The sequence below is a fragment of the Vibrio caribbeanicus ATCC BAA-2122 genome, from assembly GCF_000165125.1.
GTDB lineage: Bacteria > Pseudomonadota > Gammaproteobacteria > Enterobacterales > Vibrionaceae > Vibrio > Vibrio caribbeanicus.
In genome coordinates, this window is sequence record NZ_AEIU01000081.1 from 1 (window position 1) to 18,401 (window position 18,401).

Consider the following 18,401-nt stretch of genomic DNA (forward strand, 5'->3'; position numbering starts at 1 on the left):
CTGACGACCTGAATGTTTCAGAACAGACGATTAGGTCTGATTATGTCGGCAACTCAACCCCTGAAAGTCGACAGGTTCATATGCTAGCACGTGGGCTCACCAAAGTTCTCCAATCCGCTCAAAAAAGCTCAGTTAGGGAAGGAGGCGTTACCAAGGAACAAGCAAGAAAAGGCTCAATTCAGCGACTCGCGAATCTGGATGTAGTGGCGCTAAAGCAGCGTACAGACGAGCTCCCTTACGGAGCGAAAAATACCGATTTCGCTGGCATTGCTGATGTCTATAAAAATGATTTAACAATCACCCTTGATGATATCAAGGGTGATAAGATCTTATCTCGACCCAAAGCACCAAAAAATCCAGCAGTCAATGATTCTGCCGATACCTTTGATTGGGCTTGGGTTAAACCCTTTTATGCAGTTTCTGACTACGAGTACTCTTTAGACGCTGGTTTGAGCTGGCAAAGTGTTTTACAAAAGCCGATTAATGTTGGTGCCGGTTCCATTCCTAAGGGGAATGTCCAAGTCCGTGTTGCAGCAAAGCCTGAACGATCGATTGTTGCTGGTTCAGTCGTGGTTTCTGATAGAGCTTATACAAAGACGCTTGTTGCTCCTGCACCAACGGCTCTTAACCTCAATGATGCTATAAATGAGCTAGATTGGGTATTTGCTACCGGATTCACTACGTCTTTAGATTACGAATACTCCATCAATAGCGGTAAAACTTGGAAATCGGTAACAAAAAAACCTCAATATATCGGTGACATTGCTCTAGAACCGGGTGAATTAAGGTTAAGGGTCAGAGCGGATGAGGGCCAAGGACGCTCTGCCGGTCTAATGGCGAAATCGACTCAACCTCTAACGGTGACACCGCCTAAGCCAACCGCTCCGGTACTGCTTCGAGCTGATGATGGCACGGATATACTAGAGATTACTTTAGTTCAAGGCTTCCCTCGTATTAGCGATTATGAAATTAATCTTGGTTCAGGTTGGAGCGAACTGACGAAAAACCCGGTACAGATCGGTAACGTCGATATTGCCTCTGATACAATACAAGTGCGTGTTAAAGAGAATTCTACTAATGGCCGCCCTGCAGGTAGAGTGCTCGTGGTTACACAACCATTCACCTGGGACGCCAATAAGCCCTCTAGCCCGACAATTCCTGTCGTTGATGATGCAAAGAACCGTTTTGGTTGGACCAATGTCTCTGGATTTGAGGACTTAGTTGACTATGAGTTTTCGACCGATGGCGGTAAGTCATTTAGCGATGTAAGCAACAAACCTCAAGATTTAACGGATAGTAATTTTGCTATTGGTGATGTTTGTGTGCGAGTAAGAAAGATGGGCGGTAATACTGCGGGCAGCTTACTGTGTAATGACAAGCCTTATTCAGTGACGCCAGAAAAACCTGAAGCACCAACTAATGGTGTTATTGATGATGCTTTAAATACGTTCGATTGGACCTGGGTTTCTGGCTTCGAAACGATCCAAGATTACGAAGTTAGAATTGAAGCAGGTAACTGGCAACCGATTCAAACCAAACCTGTGCAGCTGGAAGACCGCACATACTCCAATGATACGATTGAAGTTCGAGTTAAGCATAATCCAATCAATGGTCGTGAGGCAGGGGCGATTTTGTCTAATGCTCAAGAGTTTACTAGGCAACCTGACGCGCCCATAGCACCGACATCTCTCATCGTTAATGACACCGAAAATACCTTGGATTGGACAGTTGTTGCGGGTTTTACCTCTGTCGCTGATTATGAGTGGTCAGCCAATAGTGGTTCAATATGGACACCAGCAGTGGCGAAACCAATCACAGTTGGTGATATTGCAAAACAGGCAGGTGAGGTACAAATTCGTGTCCGTGCCAATGGGCAAAATGGTCGCCCCGCAGGGGCTGCGGCACTAACGACGCAAGCGTATACCCAAACGCCGCAACTGCCTGCGCCAAGTAATGGTGCCATCAAAATAGCTAATAACGGTGTAGTGCCAAATATGATCAGTTGGGATTACGTCAATAGTGGTGAGAACTATGATCGCGCTGAATATTACGAGTTCACCGTGGATAAAGGAACAACTTGGCACGCTGTTACAAGTAACCCTCAGTTTGTGGGTCCTAAAGCTTATGACAAGAGTAATGTAGGGATTCGAATTAAACAGAATGTGATTCCGGATAGAGGGAATCGTGCGGGCGCGCCCCTTTGGGCGACAGATTTGAACGGTGAGTTTGGTACGTTTGAGTATGTACCAATGGAAACATGGAATAAGGCATCCGAGTTCAGTTTATATCGTGGTTGGGATAACTACGACACAGAGTGTGTTGCCCAATACGATAGCAACGGCGAAGGTGAACCGACATTTTGGGTCTCCACTTCAGTATCAAGAGCTGAAGATGTATTTACTAGAGTCTCAAGGCTAACGACTTGCGGTATTGAACACTGGCAATTACCTACAGCGGCAGAAGCGCTTCTGCTAACGACTCGTAGTCGAGACACACTACCAGATTACGCGAAACCATACCTGATATCAGATGGCGTAGCGATTTGGTTGAATGAGGCAGGGACAGCGGTAGCGTATAAAAATGGAGTAAAAGATACCTCCCGCTACTCAAGTAAATACGCTTTCGCAAAATGGCAGCTTGCGAGTGGTACTGAGCTTTTGGCAGACATCAATACTAAACTGTCAGCAATAGATAGTTTCTTATCCCAGCAGTCGAATGAGTTGACTCAAGCAACGTCATTTTTAACGACTTGGTTGGCAACTAATCAAGCTAAGCAAAAGAGCTACACAGCGCTAAGTAGCGAAGCTAGCGTGAAGCTGAGTACTCTCAACGGGCTAACGGCGAGTTGGGATGCACAAAAAACGCAGCAGCAAGATCTCGTCGGCAAATTAGCTTTTGAAGCGAAGATCGCTCAATCTCGCACCGATAGCGAGAGTGTTTCCTTCGTTGTTAAAGTGGCAGAGTTTGACAACAAGCTTGCACAGCTAAGCAAAAATAATGTCGCGCTTGCGGCAGTGATCGAAGCCACTGCATTCGCAGGGAAGCTTGCCAATATTCAAGCAAATTCTGACTCAATGACTTTTGCGAGAGCAACATTGCTTGCAGCAAGTTCAGGTAGCGCAATTCACCAAGCGACTTTAACCTTTTATGCGGCCTTGTTTGATCTTGAAAATGATTATGACACCACAGACGCGTTAAAAGCCGCTTTCAATAATGCATTGAGCAGTATCGATAGCCAATTCGCGGCGTTGAATTCTACGATGACAGATTTGGTTGCAGAGTTAGATTCAACGATTACCGTTCATAATACCGATACATTGCATACTACAGCAAAGGATGGATTAAACCGTGCTCACTCCGCCGGGTTTGTCGTTTCGCAAGCTGATGCTCTCATTGATGGGCAATTTGCAAAGTTAGACTCATTAGGCCGTTACTTGCCTAAAGCGACATCTTATCAGCAGGGTTGGCGTTGTGTGCTTGATAGCAGTGTATCGGGGACGAAGCGCGTTTGGACATTATTAACAAATGGTCTGCCGGGCAGTAAGGATGAAGTCGTCTATGATGCAGCGGGGGCGGATTTACCCAGTGTTGTTGGGGTTGGAGGCGTCATAGAGACAGCAAACAATACCAATCTCTGTGGTTTCAATGACTGGAAAGTACCTCATCCAAATCAAATTTATTCATTGGCAACAGCAACTGTTGCAGGACTTAATGGCGCGAGCAAGACGATTGATGTCAATGTGTTCCCGAATCACAAAGGCCTTGTTCCAGAGTATGATAAGTCTTATTACAATGGGGGTATCCAGTTCTACTATTGGACGAGTGCCGCTACAAGTTCTTCGAAACAATACGCTTATGTATTTGCCAATACCAGTGAGCAATCTCGCAGACGTTCGTTTGATCCAAGTGGTGATAGCAATGACCAGTTAGTCACTATGGCACGGCTAATGCGCGAAGATTCGGTTGCTTGGGATTATATCGCTAGTGACGGCTCAAGTGTTGCTGACCGTGCCGCTGCCCAGTGCGCTAAGCACCCAGTAACAGGGGAAGTTTGGCAGATCTTCCAAAATGCAGCACCGAGTGAGCGTTATAAGACGTTTAACGACATCCAAACGGAGCTCGCTAACTATCAAAATAGTATGTGTGGTAAGTCGAATTGGCGTTTACCATCTGTGGATGATATGCGCAGCCTAATCCCAACAGATGTTGCTGTATTCCCATATGCAGCGCCAGCGCCTAGCGATTATTACGACCAAGCCTACTACGTTACGAATGGTACGACAGAAAGTACTATCGAATATATTGAAATGGAGCTTGGTGAATCAAGCACTACTTATCATAGCACTACAAGTCGAACTAAGTTCTTGTATCGCCTCGTTGCTAAATAATCCAAATCTCTAAAAGTAATAACTTATCCAGCCTCCGTCGGAGGCTGACTCTCAAGGTTTAGGAGTCTATTAATGCTGAAGAAGAGAAAACAACGCGGAGCTGCCGCAATTGAATACGCAATTTTGGCTGCTGCGATGTCGGTCGTATTACTCACGTTAGTTGGTGGTAGTGAAGGGCGACTAACCCAGGCACTCACAAAAGCTTATGACAAAGTTATCACGTCATTAGAAGAGTCTGCAGATTCAGGCGAATAGTTTTGTTAAATTAAGGAAAAATCATGACAGCGAAACGACTAATGTTGCTTTCTTTGATTTTGTCATCGGTGGGGATCGCCATCCTATTGCTCAATCCAAGTAAGCCTCAATTCGAACAATCTCAAGCTGCGGCTGAAATCTTCAAGCGGGTTCTTGTGGCTAAGCAGAGAGTAGTGGTGGGTCAGCCCTATACACTCAACATGTTCCAATGGGAAAAAGTATCGGAGCAAGAACTCAGTAACTATCTTGACTTTATCTCAGAAGAAGACTTTTCTCGGCTAGACCTAAAGTCAGGTATCGCTCATACGGCAATTCAGTCTGGTCAAGTCATGTCCAAGGATGACTTTGAAACTCCCAACGGTGGCATCTCTATGGCATTTAAAGTGCAAAATGGCCATCGTGCAATATCAGTTCCAGTCGATGCGGTAACGGCCAACTCTGGATTTGTTCAGCCCGGTGACAAGGTCGATATCTTGCTGTTGGGTTCCCAAGTCGAAGAGCTCAAGAAGTATGACAATCAAGTTGCAGGTCTTTATGTAACTACCATTGCTGTTAACGTGAGAGTACTGGCATTTAATCAGTATGCTGACCCACAAGATTTTCAGAAAAATCGTAGTGCTTATGGTGCAGATATTCCTGATAACAGCTCGGTTTCTTTGGAAGTTACCCCTGAACAAGCGACTCAAATTGTACTAGCGAATCAAATTGGCAAGCTGACATTGTCGCTACGCGGAGCGGGTGAGGCGATTTCTGATGTCGATGAGAAATATACCGTTACTTCAACACTGATCAATCCTGAAAGTAAGCTGGTAGCGCCAGATTTAGGTTTGATTCAGCTTCGACCAACAAAAGATGATAACTAGTCGTGATAGGAAACAACACTATGAATAAAGCATTCCGCTGGTGGAGCTTGTTATTGCTTCCTGGTCTGTTTTTCTCAGTTGCTTCATGGGCAGAACCACTAGAAGTAAATATAAATGAAGCGAAGATGATTAACTTGTCGCAAGATGCGAAATCGATCTTCATCTCTAACACACACATTGCGGACTATCAGCCGATGACCAATACCAAAATTATGGTGTTTGGTATGCAGGCCGGCACCGCGACTATTACCATCTTAAATGCCCAAGAGCGTGTCATTTACAACAACAAAATTCGTGTTGTTCATGATACCAAGGAATTGGATTCTTTGATCGCAGCGCAGTTTCCAGAAGCATCGGTTCACTCTGAATCTTTGGGTGGAAAGCTGTGGTTAAAAGGTAATGTACCAACCCCCGTTATGGCCCATAGCATTGTTAGCGTAGCAAAAGGGTATTTGTCGCCTGTGACTGCTAATGCGCAATCAGAAAAGGGTTCGACTTCACCTGATAGCTCAACTCATAGTCGTGGTAATGAAAACGAAGATGAACTCATCAACCAACTGGTGGTTACTATGCCAACGCAAGTGAACATTCGCGTTCGTATTGCGGAAGTGTCCCGGAACGTATCCAACAAATTGGGTATTAAGTGGGGCTCAGTAGGAGAAGGAATAGGAAGCTTTTTGTATACCAAGGCCTGGGATGTAAGCAGTTGGGGTAAACCAACATTAAGCGGGTTAGTTGATGCACTTGCGTCTGATGGCACGATGTCGATTCTCGCTGAGCCGAACTTAACCGCGATGTCAGGCGAAGAGGCTAGCTTCTTGGTTGGTGGAGAGATCCCATTACCATTAATTAACGGTGACACAGCAACCGTTGAGTACAAGCCTTTTGGCGTTAACTTGAACTTTACACCGGTTGTGCTTGGCCCTGATCGTATTAGCCTGCGAGTTTCACCTGAAGTGAGTAGTGTGTCGGTCAGCAATCAAACGACATTGAATGGAAATACTTACCCATCATTCACTTCACGCCGTGCTACCACCACGATTGAATTGGCAAGCGGACAAAGCTTTGCACTTGGCGGCCTCCTTCAAAGCAGTGAAATCGATCAACTACAGAAACTACCAGGAGCTGGTGATATCCCAATTTTAGGTGGTCTATTCCGTTCAAATGAGTATCAGCGTAAAGAAACTGAACTGATTATTATAGCGACGGCTTATCTTGTCGAGCCTGTGCGTAATGACACCTTACCTCTTCCGACAGATAACTTATTGCCGCGCAGCGATTTGGAGCGCTTACTCGTGGCCTTCCCTCGTAAGCGTGGCAAGCAGAAGCAAGTAAAAGGCAAAGATACTTACACGGACAATCGAGCTCCCCGTTTGCTCGGTGACAATGGTTTCTACTACTAAGGTAATTACATCATGATCAAATACATTTTACCTGCCTTGGTATTACTGGGTGGGTGCAGTTCATCTCCGATTGAGAGAGCACCAGCGCTTGATGTGGTTTCGGTGACCAATAAGCTTACGTTTGTCATGCAAGGTTCGTTTTTAAGTGCAGAGCAAAGTAAAGCCGTTGAGCAATTTGTTCAACGTAAAGGCTCTCCCTATGGTTTGAACGTCAAGTTGGTGAGTTTAAGTAAAAGCGGTCAACGTAGCTTAGATCAGGTTGAAGCGTTACTCATCGAGCAAGGTATTGCAGTGAAAAATATTCATCGTGAACATCTGACGAAGGAAGGCAAGGGTGACGTCCAGATCCTGATTGAGTCATTTAAAGCCAAAATACCAAAGTGCCGAGTAAAGAAGCCCAGCAATACTTTTATTAACAGTTACAAATCACATCCATCTTTTGGCTGCGCCACATCGGTTGCATTGGGTCAAATGGTAGCAAACCCGAAAGACCTAGTTGTTGGTGAGCAATTAGGTGCAACCAATGGGGCTAAAGCGGTTGCAACGATAGAGGGCTACATCGCGCCTGCAATAGACTCTGGTAGCCAAACAACCAGTGAAGGAAATGCATCGACAGAATTTGGAGGTAACTGATATGAAAACACATACCTTGTCTGTGTTGGTGGCCGCATCAGAGCATCTCGATATTTATAGTTTGACTCAAGCATTGGCAGAAAAAGGCATCAGCAACCTTATTCAAACAACATTGGATGAAGAACAAATCATCAAACAAGTGGTAAAACATGGCCATGAAATTGTGGTGCTGGATGTCTCCCTGAGGTCGATTGAGCAAGCAAAAGCCATGTTATCTACCGTTAAGTTGAGAACAGGGGCTCAGGTTGTTGCCGTTGGTGACAATCGAGAAATCGCCTTTTATCGTGCAATGGTCTCTGCAGGTGCGTGTGAGTATTTACTTAATCCAGTTGAAATCAGTGCCTTTAACGAGACAGAGTTCCAAGTAGACAAAGCAGAAACAACAGCAGGGAAAGTGATTGCTGTTGTTGGGGCTAAAGGGGGGGTTGGGGTATCAACCATTGCGGCGAATTTAGCACGCGAGTTGGCGGAGCGAGGAGAAGTACTCACTGTTGCCGATATGGACTTTGCGACTGGCGACTTAGATCTGCAATACGATGTGCAAGGCAACACAGCATTAGTCGAGATGCTACAGTATCCCGAGCGTCTAGAGCCTGTAGTGTATGAACGAAGTGGGATTAAAGTCTCGGACCGCGTGACCTTGTTTACGGGTTATTTATCACTGGATTCTCCGCCATTTTGGCCTGAGAAAAGCGCCTTAGATCACTTTAGAAAGTTCTCGCTTCAGCACTCGGATACCTTGGTTCTCGATTTACCTTCGTTTTCGATGCGTGACCAGATCGGATTTAGCTCGCTGGCTGAAGCGGATGTTAGGGTATTAGTGTTAGAACCAACCTTATCGTCCATTCGCAACATCGGGCAGATTCTGGCTTTACTAGACTCATTGGCGAATGGTCAATCAGATAAGATCAATCTGATTGTGCTTAACCATACCAAATCAGATAAAGCATCGTTGATCAATTGTCATGGCGTTCAACGCGCGTTAGGTTGTGAGGTGGACGTGATATTGCCTTATGTACCTACCCATTTCTTAACTAAAGAATCACTGGGTCGTTCATTGTTAAAGGGTAACCGTAAAGTATCAAGAGCATTTGATTTACTAGCGAGTAAAGCAACTGGTGGAGATACGACAAACAAACGCCATCGCTGGTTGAGAGGTGCCTAATGTTCACCACCTCCAGAAAAAGGCTCGAATCGCTCGATAATACAGCGACTTCTGTAACGAATGCTCAGTCCGATTCAGTTAGGGATCATTACCAAGTGATCCACGCCAAAGTGATTAAAGCGATTGAACCTAGTGTGGTGGTAAACCTCAGCTCCGCTGAACTTGAAGGGCGTATCCATCATTTGGTATCCGATATTGTTTCTGCAGAGCAGCTTCCTCTTGGTCATCGTGAAGTGTTTACTGTAGTGAAACATCTGGTTGATGAGATGTGTGGTTTGGGGCCATTACAGCCACTGATTAATGATCCGCTAGTCACAGATATCATGGTCAATGGTTATAAAGAGGTCTATGTCGAAAAGCTGGGGAAACTCCATAAAACCGACGTGGTGTTTCGAAGTGAAGAGCAACTGCTTAACTTAGCAAGACGTATCGTCAGCAAGATTGGCCGCCGTATTGATGAAACATCGCCCCTTGTGGATGCACGTTTACAAGATGGCAGCCGTGTTAATGTGATGATTCCTCCGCTGGCTTTGGACGGAACTTACATCTCTATTCGTAAGTTCTCACAAGACAAACTCTCTTTGAATCAACTCGCGACTAATGGTTCGATGTCGATCAATATGGTTCAGTTACTCGATGTCATCGTACGTTCGAGGCTCAACGTATTAGTGGCTGGTGGAACAGGGGCAGGTAAGACAACACTCCTCAATGCTATGTCGTTTAGCATCCCGCCCACCGAGCGTATCGTTACGATTGAAGATGCTGCTGAACTCAAGCTTCAGCAACCTCATGTCGTAAGGGCTGAAACGCGTCCTGCTAATGCAGAGGGACTGCCTGCTATTGGACAACGAGAGTTAGTGAAAAATTCACTACGTATGCGCCCCGATCGCATCATCCTCGGCGAGGTTCGTGGTGAAGAAGCTTTTGAAATGATGCAGGCAATGAATACTGGGCATGATGGTTCGCTTTCGACATTGCATGCCAATTCACCAACCGATGCACTGGTTCGTTTAGAAAACATGTTAATGATGGCTCAGTCTAATTTGCCTTTATTTGCGCTTAGACGTCAGGTAGCCGACACGATAGATGTGGTGGTACAGGTAGAGCGTATGCGTGATGGTAAACGTCGAGTCGTTGCCATCACTGAGATCATCGGTTTGGAAGGCGAACAGTATGTCACTCAAGACCTATACCGATACGTTATACATGGGGAAGATGTACAAGGGAATCTGCAGGGTGTCTACCAGTCGAGCCGAACTTTGCCTAAGTTCGTAACCAAGGCGGCTTATTATCAGTTAGAGCTACTGCTTCGACGCGCAATGGAGCTAGAGACATGATTTATATCTCAGTTGTTCTGTTGCTGCTGGGGAGCATTATTTATGCTCTATGGCGACGCTCGCTCAGAATGAGAGTAACGCAGCGTTTAATAGGATTACATTCACAGGCTCATCAAGATAGTGCGCCTTCGATCTTACGTAAGGCCACGCCTTCAACGGGAATGTCACGACTGCTTGTGCGTCTAGATACCTTGTTTTCCACTCAAGACAAAGCCTTGCTTTTGGCGTTGCTTATTGGGCTCCCAGCGCTGAACTTCATGGTGCTCGGTATGATCGATGTTCGGTGGAGAATTGCATTGGGGCTTGCCGCGACCGCTGCGATGGCTCTGATGTTATTTGTGATGCGTAAAAAACAGCAAATTGAAGAGTTCGAACAGAGTATGGTGCAAGTTTTAGGTCTGATTAGCCGAGCGGTTTCGGCTGGACTATCCGTACCTCAGGCGATTTCTCAGGTAACTGAGTCACAAGGTGGGTTAATGAGTCGTGAATTTTCCCGAATTGAAGATCAGCTCGCCCTGGGGCACGGGATGCGCTATGCCTTGAATGAAGCTTGTATTCGCCTCCCTTATAAAGCTTTTCGTTACTTTACTATTGCGCTGTTATTAAACCAAAGTAATGGTGGTCAGCTACGCGAAATATTACACAGTTTAAGCCGTACTCTGCATGAAAACCGCGCTATGCAAAAAAAGGTTAAGAGTTTGACTTCGGAGCCTCGTACAGCGGCACGTTTTCTTTCACTACTCCCTCTTGGCTTGCTGACGTTAGTCGCTTGGATTAACCCCTCTTTATTTCTTTTACTGATTGAAACCGAACCGGGTCAGTCGGTCTTGATCTACTGCGCTGTGAGTATTTTGGTTGGAGCTATCACACTACATTTGATGACCAAAAATAAGAGGTTTACATGATCTTCTCGATTGGTATCGCATGCCTTGTGTTAGGAGCTCTGGGGGGGATGACTGGTTTCCTTCGTGCCACCCAGTACGACATCGTTAAAATCCGTCTTGATCGGGTTGCAAGGTTTAGTGCTGAGCAAGCTTCTCGCGGCGGTGTTTTACGTTGGGCGACAAACCCAAAGCGTGCTCAAAAGCTCGCCATGCTTGGATACGTCTCTTCACAGGCTGATTCGATTTTTATGACAGCACGTGCCAGCGCAATGACTGGTGTTGGAATCGCCTGGTTTTTCTTTCTACAACTCTCCTTTGATATAGGTGGGGTTGCTCAGGGGGTTGTGATTGCTTTGTCGTTGGGTATCGCCATCGATAGAGTTTTAGATTGGCGGGTCAATGTTGTGCGCCAAGAGATCGCTAAACATATTCCAGATGCACTTGATTTGATGGTGGTGTGTGTGTCCTCAGGGCAAAACCTTGAAGCGACCTTTAATACGGTAGGTCAAGAGATGAAAAGCATCTCGCCATCGCTTTCGAGAGAGTGGCTAGTGACATCTACGGAAATGGCAGTGTTGGACTCACCTCAAGTGGCATTGACCAATTTGGATGCGAGATTGGCACTACCGGAAATAAACAACATGATCGCCACCATGTCGCAAGCACTGAAGTTTGGTGCACCGATGGCAGAAGCACTCAAACTGATTGCTTCAGATAGCCGTCAATATCATATGTTAGAGCTCGAAGAGTGGGTCGGAAAAATCCCAGCGAAAATGTCATTCCCGTTAGTCGTATTCATTATGCTGCCTGTGGTTGTCATCATCGTTGCGCCAATGGTACTCAGCATCTTCCAAACCATAGGTCAATTATGAAAAAGTCAATTACCGCCCTTGTGTTGGGGTTTACCTTAATGGGCTGTCAAAGTGCTCCGCAGCAAGAAACCGATGACTTAAAACTGGCCAGTACTGCGTTGCTAAACGGTCATGCGGATAATGCACTACTGATATACAAGCAAAGGTTGGAATCGACTCCTGATGATGCCGAACTGCTTTTTCTTGCAGGTTCTGCGTGTAACCAGTCAGATCGTTATGACGAAGCATTGCATTACCTACAGAAAGGGCAGAAGATTTCTCCTTCACACCAGTTTGAGCGTGAAATTGGTCGCTCTCACCTTGCTTTGGGTCACTTGGAACAAGCGAGAGCTGCGCTGGTTAAAGCCGTTAGTGCCGCGCCGTCAGACGATGTGGCCTTAAATAGCTTAGGTGTCACTCATTCATTGTTACGGCAGTATCAAGACGCAAGAGAGATGTTTACCCAAGCGATTGGCTTAGTACCAGATAGTGTTGAATACCGAAATAACCTAGCGCTTACTTGGATGTTGGATGGAATGTCTCATCAGAGTATCCGTATCTTGTATCCTATTTATCAACGGGGTGAGGCGACCAGCAAAGTGCGACTTAATTTGGCGTTATCGTATGCCATGAGCGGGGATGTTGAGGCAGCAAAACATGTCGCAGCTCAAGACCTGTCGCAAGCTGAGCTCGAGCACAATGAGCAATATTACTCAAATCTAGCGAAGCAGTTTGGCGGAGAAACACAATGAAACGTCAACGAGGCAGCCAATCTTTAGAGTTTGCGATGATAGTGCTGCCTTTTGTATTGCTGTTATTGGCGATATTCGAACTGACGCGGTTTCTTTGGCTCAATATGGTATTTGATTCAGCGGTTAATCAAGCCATGCGGGTTGCGCGTGTCATACCGCCAGCATCCGCTGCCGAACAAAGCGTCAAAGAAAAGATGGCCTCCTTTCCATTGCTAGAAGAGGAAAAGATCGAACTTTCAGCTCCTCGCTATGCAGGTTCTGTCAGTGATTTAGCTTACTACCATATGACGTCTGCTTCGCAAGCTAAGTTAGGCCAATACACAGTGAAGTATCATTTCTCATTCTTGTTGATCCCTAGGCTCAGTGCAGTGTGGCAAGAATCGATGACGTTGCAAAGGGTGATGGTGGTGGCATATGACCAGTAAAACCTCATCAAAGCAACGTGGTGTGGCTTCAATTGAGTTCCCATTTATTGTCGTTGGCAGCTTGGTGATTGTATTTGGTTTAGTCTCCATTTATCGCCTGATGTATACCCAGACAAGGCTCGACAGTACCGCATTTATGCTCGCCGATATTGTTGCACGAACCTTTGATGATAAAGAGCTTAACCCAGCGATAGCGTCAGATGGACGGAGCTATGCGCAGTTTACTGCTAGGGAGCTATTGACGATTGCTCGACGCACCTTGCCGATGGGAATTGCGCCAGAGAACGTGGGTTTGAAATTAGAGATGCTACGCCAAAATTCAGCCTCAGGTGATATCGAACAGTTGCCTCCATTGATAGACGGAGCAAATTGTATTGTGTCATCTTCTATCAAAAACTTTTCTGGCTTAGCCCCACAAAGTGAACGAGATGAAAAAGCACTGAAAGGTCGAACGGCAACTCTAGTCCAGGCAACTATATGTGTTGAAAATCCATTTAGTCTCGATTCGCAGTTTGAATTTATTGGGCTTGTATTACCGAATCGTTTGACAAGTAAAGCGTTGATGATTGGGGGGCGTTATGCACTTTAATCAATCGATTGTAAAGCATCACGGATCAGTTGCGATCAGTTATTTAGCCATGCTAATTCCTATGGTCATTGCAGCGGCTTCAACCATTGTAATTGGTTACCAGGTACAGCTTTCTAACCGAGCAATGCAAGCCGCAGATGCGGCAAGTATTGCATGTGAGTTTAAAGGCGAATATGACCAAGCCTTGACTCAAAGTTACCTCGATTACTATCAACCAAAAATTGACAAAGTGAGAGGTCAAATTAGGACGAACAGTGGCTGCAATATGTCTTTGGGTTATAGCTTATCAACCATATTCACTTCGTTGACATTATCAGATACTTCGTTTGTTGTGAGTTCGACGGCAAATGAAAAAGCCTATGTAACTGAAGATGTTGTGAGCGACCCACTTGAGTTGGTCATTGTGCTGGATATTTCAACTTCAATGTACGGTGCTATTAATGATTTAAAAGCGATTTTAAAGCGCGGCATAGTTTCATTAAAAGAGCAGCAAAATAATGCTCAGAGTGAGGATCATATCAAAGTCTCCATCATTCCTTTTTCCACTGGAGTTTCAGTCAATAACGCCCCTTGGCTCAATGACGCAAGAACCTTCTGTGTTGATGGCACCACTGAATCTGAAGACAAGTTTTATGCGGCGCGCACGGTGGCGAATTTGGATATCACTCATGACCAAATTTCAGTCAAGCTCTCTCAACCGAATAAGTGGCGGGAGAGTTGTAGTGCAGCATCTTTCACCTTGCCTCTTACTGCGGATTTAGATCAAGTAACGAATACCGTCGATTCACTAAGAACCGAAGGTGGTACTGCTTCTTATCAAGGCTTGATTTGGGGGCTAAGACAGCTCACACCAAATTGGCAAAAAGCTTGGGAAGTAGGGCCGAACCGCAATGTCGATAAGGTTGAACGTAAGTTAGTGCTAATGACTGATGGTAATGACTACGGAAGGTATTTTGATGATCTAATCAATGCCGGTTTGTGCGATAGGGCTAAAGACTACGGGATTGCGCTGAATTTTGTTGGCTTCGGTGTCAATGGATCTCGACTTGAACAATTTACTCGCTGTGCAGTGGACCCAAAGGGTGTTTTTTCAGCTTCTGATACTCAGGATCTCGACCACTACTTTTCGCAGCTACTGAGCGTTCAATACGACACAAAATTGAACTTTGGCAATAACTAAGTCTACCAAGACTTACAATCGAAAAAACATAAGTTTAAGGAGAAATAATGTTTAAGAAATGGGTTGTCATTCTCGCGTTATTAATGTCATTACCAGCGTTGGCTTTTAAAGAAGGCGATAGGTTGACGGATACGGCATCTGCAGGGCTATCTCTTGATCCTAAAAAGTTGACGATTGTGGATTTCTTCGCTGAGTGGTGTGTTTCATGCCGTCATGAATTGCCAGAAGTGAATTCTCTTTACCAAACCCTTGATAGTACCGGTGTCACTGTCGTGGGTGTTGATGTCGATGAAGATGTTGAAGTGGGACTGGCGTTTCAAAAAGAACTCGGTCTGAAATTTCCAGTGGTGAATGACCCTCAGCAATCGTTGGTCAATGAATTTACGCCTATCGGTATGCCTGCGCTCTACTACATCTACCAAGGACAAATACTTAAAGTCCGTTTTGGAGCGATAAACAACATCAGCAAGGTAATTACGGAAGATCTAGCTGAAATGGGGGTAGAACTATGAGGCTTGTTACTCGCGCTACTTATGTCGCATTAGCGATGTTGTTTCCTTCTCTGGCACTAAGTACACCCAAAGTAGATTTGAGTGGGTTAGGTAAAGCAAAGCCAGTAAAAACACAGGTGACAAACGATTCGGGTATTGTTGAAGAAGAAGTCATTTCAAGCAAAGTGTACAGCAGTGACGGTGCGATGCTTTCGGTGAGACCAAAAGTTGAGATGGTTAGGCCAAATAAGACTCAACTCAAACTCAGCAAACCGAAAAAAGAGAACAAATCTATGTTTGAATTTGTCGACAAGGCATTGGGCATTAAGCCCGTTAAACCATGGGAGAAAGGCACACTGGCAAAAAAAGAGATGAAGCCAGGTGGTCCAGTCCCAGAGTTTGATTTGTTCTCAGAAAAGGTGTTTGCCTACAAGCAAGGATCGGTTGGTGGTAGTGGCGTCGGTGGCGGCGGCTGTGGTTGTAACTAAATAAATAAAAATACAATGAAAAAAATTCCTTTAACGCTGCTCAGTGCAGTCGCAGTGGCCAATAATGTCATGGCTGAAGATCATATTTCGGTGCATTACCTCAATTACCAAGAATATGACGATAAAGTCGAAGCAGGCGATAGCGTCGTTTCATTTGAGAAAAGCATCGGTTTAGATTGGACCATTAATCTAGAGGCTGGTTATGACACGGTATCGGGCGCTTCACCAGCTTGGGGAGCAACGACACCACCTTCCGGAACAGACGATGCAATAAACCGTGCTCAGATGACGCAAAAGGCTCAGGCAAAAACAGATCAAGTTATTCGTTCTGGTTACGACCCACATGCAAGTGGCTACAAGGTTCAAAAAGTACCTCTAGAGGATAAGCGTAAATCCTTTAGCGCGAGTGCAACTTATCGAGATGAAGATCGAAATGAATGGACGTTCGGCCATAACTTTTCCGTTGAAGAAGACTACAAAAGTATAGGCATTAACGGGAAGGGGCTTATCTATGCTGACTCACAAAAGAATCGCTCATACAGCTTAGGTATTGCAGCTCTGTTTGATAAAACGCAGGCGTTCCAAAAATATGAAAATTACGCCAACAGCCAAAAGTGGGAAAACATTTTTACTGGCAGCGTTGAAGCTGGGCTTTCGCAAGTCTTTACGCCAAATCTATATGCGGTCTTTACAGTTTATGCGGGCTACCGTTCAGGGTATCTGAGTAACCACTATCAAACGGTACTGCGTGAAATAGACATAGATGATAATGGCCAAATTGGCATCGATGAGCTGTTTTTAGCTCAAGACTCAAGACCGGATAAAAGGTTGTCTGGTGGTGTTAACCTACAAGCCTTTTGGTCGATCACGGACTCTTTGGTCGTTCGTCCAAGATACAAATGGTTCCAAGATGATTGGGGGGTGATGTCTCACCAACTTGGAGGAAAACTGTCTTGGGCGGTAACAGATTGGTTAACGCTAGGGCCTGGTTATTTTTGGTATACCCAAGGCGAGGCTGATTTCTATCGCGACCCATACGGTTCGGATAAAACGTTCGCTGCAACGGGTTATGCGACATCAGATCTTCGTTTAGGCAACTATACCGCTAATAGCTATGAGTTAGGAGCAAGTGTGAATGTGTCTAAAGGCGTCAAGATTAATCTACTTGGAGCCTATTATGAGCAATCCAATGGTTTTGAAGCGCAATGGTGGGCCATCGGAGCGACCTATGCCTTCTAACTTGCCATTTATTCATCGTTTTAAAGCCATGACAGTGCCATGTGAAGTGCAACTTTTTGGCTCGCCTAATGCGAGCCAAATTGCTGCGGTGATTGAACAAAACACCTATCGATTAGAGCAAAAATATAACTTCTACTCTGAGCAATCTTGGCTGACATGTGAATTAAATCAACGTACTGGTCACTCAGTCTTGCTAGATGATGAATCACTCGTCGTTTTTCAAACGCTAAAAAATCTGGTGACGGGGACTGCTGGCGTTTTTGACCCTACGGTAGGTTCGCTCAAGTGGTTATTAAACAACAACGCAAGCCTAAGTCGTACGCAGGCTTACCAAATTGCTCAACCTATGATGGGGGAAGCTGCCTGGCATATTGAGAATAACCAACTGATTATCAGCCATGATGAGACGCGGTTTGATCTCGGTGGAGTGATCAAAGAGTTTGCTATTGATCAAGCCATCAATTTTGCTGAAAGCATGGGAGTATCAGCAGCACTCATTAATTTTGGTGGCGACATCCGTGTGCTGGGAACTAAACCAAATCAAGAGGCATTTAATGTTGCGGTGGTTAACCCTCATGAATCAACACAAGCGTTTTTTTCGTTACCGCTAGTCAATTCGGCTTTGACGACTTCTGCTCATTATGAGCGCAAAACGCAATTTTCTGATGGGCAAAGCTCTCATATTTTGTCTGAAAAAGGAACGCATTCGAAAGTGTTATCGGTGAGTGTCGTTGCTCCTAGTGCTTTAGAAGCAGGAGCAATAAGCACGGCTCTGACAATTGCCCCCTCACTTCCAGTCCCTGAAGAAGTCGCTGTCATCTTTATCGATGATCAGCTCAAAATCCATCAAGATACGGAGTTTTTAATTCAATGAAACAGTTTATTGTTACCTTAATGATGCTTCTTTCCTTTGCCTTATGGGCCCAAGACGATGATTTTCTTCCTGTAGAGCAAGCGTTCCCCTATCAGTGGTCTGTGAGTGAGGCGGGCTTACAGCTCCACTTTGCTGTTCATCCTGATTATTACTTGTACAAGTCACGCTTTAATTTTAGCGCTGACCAATCCGTTAAACTGGGAGAGACGGAGTTTTCTTGGGCAGGAAGGTCTAAAACAGACCCGTATTTTGGTCAGGTTGAGGTGTTCGATAAAAGCGTGACCATAACACTGCCGTACAGTGGTATTGGGGAAATCAAAATACGTTATCAAGGTTGTGCCAATAAAGGCCTATGCTACTTACCTAAGACGATCACTGTGCCAGTGCCAGAACAGACCTAGGGCTTATCAAAGTTTTTAGAGAGTGCATCAAAAGTTTAGGCTGTATTGGTCGACCTTTATGCTGATGGGCGTGTATCGTTCAAAGTGATAGAAAAAGAGATTTTTGCTAATGCAACGGGCGCAGAAAAACGGGTTAAGTGGAAAACGATCAAGCTAGACGTCACAGAGATTACACGAGGCAAA

At 45.2% G+C, this 18,401-nt stretch carries 18 protein-coding genes; all 18 read left to right on the forward strand.

The window, feature by feature from the left end:
• A partial coding sequence (locus tag RH40_RS12465) for an Lcl C-terminal domain-containing protein (protein WP_009601895.1) occupies positions 1–4,388 on the forward strand: 4,388 nt, incomplete at its 5' end.
• A 72-nt stretch (positions 4,389–4,460) separates the two neighbouring features.
• Positions 4,461–4,643 carry a Flp family type IVb pilin gene (locus RH40_RS12470; RefSeq protein WP_009601896.1) on the forward strand — a complete coding sequence of 61 codons (183 nt, stop codon included), beginning with the start codon at positions 4,461–4,463 and terminating at the stop codon, positions 4,641–4,643.
• A gap of 23 nt (positions 4,644–4,666) precedes the next feature.
• The gene (gene cpaB / locus RH40_RS12475; protein ID WP_009601897.1) at positions 4,667–5,506 is read left to right on the forward strand and encodes a Flp pilus assembly protein CpaB; all 840 of its coding nucleotides are present in this window, start codon (positions 4,667–4,669) and stop codon (positions 5,504–5,506) included.
• A gap of 20 nt (positions 5,507–5,526) precedes the next feature.
• Entirely contained in the window at positions 5,527–6,909 is a 1,383-nt protein-coding gene (locus tag RH40_RS12480) for a type II and III secretion system protein family protein (protein ID WP_009601898.1), read from the forward strand.
• A 12-nt stretch (positions 6,910–6,921) separates the two neighbouring features.
• Positions 6,922–7,542, forward strand: a complete 621-nt coding sequence (locus tag RH40_RS12485) for a CpaD family pilus assembly lipoprotein (RefSeq protein WP_009601899.1) — start codon at positions 6,922–6,924, stop codon at positions 7,540–7,542.
• Position 7,543: 1 nt separating this feature from the next.
• Positions 7,544–8,707 (forward strand): CpaE/TadZ family protein, encoded by a 1,164-nt coding sequence (locus tag RH40_RS12490; RefSeq protein WP_009601900.1) that lies wholly within the window; start codon positions 7,544–7,546, stop codon positions 8,705–8,707.
• Positions 8,707–10,044: a TadA family conjugal transfer-associated ATPase gene (locus RH40_RS12495; RefSeq protein WP_009601901.1), complete on the forward strand. Its 1,338-nt coding sequence runs from the start codon at positions 8,707–8,709 to the stop codon at positions 10,042–10,044. Before RH40_RS12490 ends, RH40_RS12495 begins: the two co-directional genes overlap by 1 nt.
• The gene (locus RH40_RS12500) at positions 10,041–10,949 is read left to right on the forward strand and encodes a type II secretion system F family protein (protein WP_009601902.1); all 909 of its coding nucleotides are present in this window, start codon (positions 10,041–10,043) and stop codon (positions 10,947–10,949) included. The genes RH40_RS12495 and RH40_RS12500 overlap by 4 nt, the downstream gene beginning before the upstream one ends.
• Positions 10,946–11,800 carry a type II secretion system F family protein gene (locus RH40_RS12505; protein ID WP_009601903.1) on the forward strand — a complete coding sequence of 285 codons (855 nt, stop codon included), beginning with the start codon at positions 10,946–10,948 and terminating at the stop codon, positions 11,798–11,800. Before RH40_RS12500 ends, RH40_RS12505 begins: the two co-directional genes overlap by 4 nt.
• Positions 11,797–12,531 (forward strand): tetratricopeptide repeat protein, encoded by a 735-nt coding sequence (locus RH40_RS12510; protein WP_009601904.1) that lies wholly within the window; start codon positions 11,797–11,799, stop codon positions 12,529–12,531. The genes RH40_RS12505 and RH40_RS12510 overlap by 4 nt, the downstream gene beginning before the upstream one ends.
• A complete protein-coding gene (locus tag RH40_RS12515) occupies positions 12,528–12,956 on the forward strand; it encodes a TadE/TadG family type IV pilus assembly protein (RefSeq protein WP_009601905.1) in 429 nt (142 codons plus the stop codon). The genes RH40_RS12510 and RH40_RS12515 overlap by 4 nt, the downstream gene beginning before the upstream one ends.
• Complete coding sequence (gene tadF, locus RH40_RS12520) at positions 12,946–13,545, forward strand: tight adherence pilus pseudopilin TadF (RefSeq protein WP_009601906.1); 600 nt, start codon at positions 12,946–12,948, stop codon at positions 13,543–13,545. The genes RH40_RS12515 and tadF overlap by 11 nt, the downstream gene beginning before the upstream one ends.
• Complete coding sequence (locus RH40_RS12525; RefSeq protein WP_009601907.1) at positions 13,535–14,725, forward strand: Tad domain-containing protein; 1,191 nt, start codon at positions 13,535–13,537, stop codon at positions 14,723–14,725. Before tadF ends, RH40_RS12525 begins: the two co-directional genes overlap by 11 nt.
• A gap of 47 nt (positions 14,726–14,772) precedes the next feature.
• Positions 14,773–15,237: a TlpA family protein disulfide reductase gene (locus RH40_RS12530; RefSeq protein WP_009601908.1), complete on the forward strand. Its 465-nt coding sequence runs from the start codon at positions 14,773–14,775 to the stop codon at positions 15,235–15,237.
• Positions 15,234–15,704 (forward strand): DUF4266 domain-containing protein, encoded by a 471-nt coding sequence (locus tag RH40_RS12535; RefSeq protein ID WP_009601909.1) that lies wholly within the window; start codon positions 15,234–15,236, stop codon positions 15,702–15,704. The genes RH40_RS12530 and RH40_RS12535 overlap by 4 nt, the downstream gene beginning before the upstream one ends.
• Positions 15,705–15,719: 15 nt before the next feature.
• Positions 15,720–16,943 carry a DUF3570 domain-containing protein gene (locus RH40_RS12540; protein WP_009601910.1) on the forward strand — a complete coding sequence of 408 codons (1,224 nt, stop codon included), beginning with the start codon at positions 15,720–15,722 and terminating at the stop codon, positions 16,941–16,943.
• The gene (locus tag RH40_RS12545) at positions 16,933–17,817 is read left to right on the forward strand and encodes an FAD:protein FMN transferase (protein WP_009601911.1); all 885 of its coding nucleotides are present in this window, start codon (positions 16,933–16,935) and stop codon (positions 17,815–17,817) included. Before RH40_RS12540 ends, RH40_RS12545 begins: the two co-directional genes overlap by 11 nt.
• On the forward strand, positions 17,814–18,218 hold the full coding sequence (locus RH40_RS12550; RefSeq protein ID WP_009601912.1) for a protein-disulfide reductase DsbD domain-containing protein: 405 nt from the start codon (positions 17,814–17,816) through the stop codon (positions 18,216–18,218). The genes RH40_RS12545 and RH40_RS12550 overlap by 4 nt, the downstream gene beginning before the upstream one ends.
• Positions 18,219–18,401 lie beyond the last annotated feature (183 nt).

What these genes read in the sequence shown, in the direction of transcription:
- RH40_RS12525 (WP_009601907.1), top strand. Translation starts at nt 13,535, where the DNA reads ATGCACTTTAATCAATCGATTGTAAAGCATCACGGATCAGTTGCGATC.
- RH40_RS12485 (WP_009601899.1), top strand. Translation starts at nt 6,922, where the DNA reads ATGATCAAATACATTTTACCTGCCTTGGTATTACTGGGTGGGTGCAGT.
- RH40_RS12530 (WP_009601908.1), top strand. Translation starts at nt 14,773, where the DNA reads ATGTTTAAGAAATGGGTTGTCATTCTCGCGTTATTAATGTCATTACCA.
- tadF (WP_009601906.1), top strand. Translation starts at nt 12,946, where the DNA reads ATGACCAGTAAAACCTCATCAAAGCAACGTGGTGTGGCTTCAATTGAG.
- RH40_RS12505 (WP_009601903.1), top strand. Translation starts at nt 10,946, where the DNA reads ATGATCTTCTCGATTGGTATCGCATGCCTTGTGTTAGGAGCTCTGGGG.
- RH40_RS12470 (WP_009601896.1), top strand. Translation starts at nt 4,461, where the DNA reads ATGCTGAAGAAGAGAAAACAACGCGGAGCTGCCGCAATTGAATACGCA.
- RH40_RS12535 (WP_009601909.1), top strand. Translation starts at nt 15,234, where the DNA reads ATGAGGCTTGTTACTCGCGCTACTTATGTCGCATTAGCGATGTTGTTT.
- RH40_RS12500 (WP_009601902.1), top strand. Translation starts at nt 10,041, where the DNA reads ATGATTTATATCTCAGTTGTTCTGTTGCTGCTGGGGAGCATTATTTAT.
- RH40_RS12490 (WP_009601900.1), top strand. Translation starts at nt 7,544, where the DNA reads ATGAAAACACATACCTTGTCTGTGTTGGTGGCCGCATCAGAGCATCTC.
- RH40_RS12495 (WP_009601901.1), top strand. Translation starts at nt 8,707, where the DNA reads ATGTTCACCACCTCCAGAAAAAGGCTCGAATCGCTCGATAATACAGCG.
- RH40_RS12515 (WP_009601905.1), top strand. Translation starts at nt 12,528, where the DNA reads ATGAAACGTCAACGAGGCAGCCAATCTTTAGAGTTTGCGATGATAGTG.
- RH40_RS12545 (WP_009601911.1), top strand. Translation starts at nt 16,933, where the DNA reads ATGCCTTCTAACTTGCCATTTATTCATCGTTTTAAAGCCATGACAGTG.
- RH40_RS12510 (WP_009601904.1), top strand. Translation starts at nt 11,797, where the DNA reads ATGAAAAAGTCAATTACCGCCCTTGTGTTGGGGTTTACCTTAATGGGC.
- RH40_RS12540 (WP_009601910.1), top strand. Translation starts at nt 15,720, where the DNA reads ATGAAAAAAATTCCTTTAACGCTGCTCAGTGCAGTCGCAGTGGCCAAT.
- RH40_RS12550 (WP_009601912.1), top strand. Translation starts at nt 17,814, where the DNA reads ATGAAACAGTTTATTGTTACCTTAATGATGCTTCTTTCCTTTGCCTTA.
- cpaB (WP_009601897.1), top strand. Translation starts at nt 4,667, where the DNA reads ATGACAGCGAAACGACTAATGTTGCTTTCTTTGATTTTGTCATCGGTG.
- RH40_RS12480 (WP_009601898.1), top strand. Translation starts at nt 5,527, where the DNA reads ATGAATAAAGCATTCCGCTGGTGGAGCTTGTTATTGCTTCCTGGTCTG.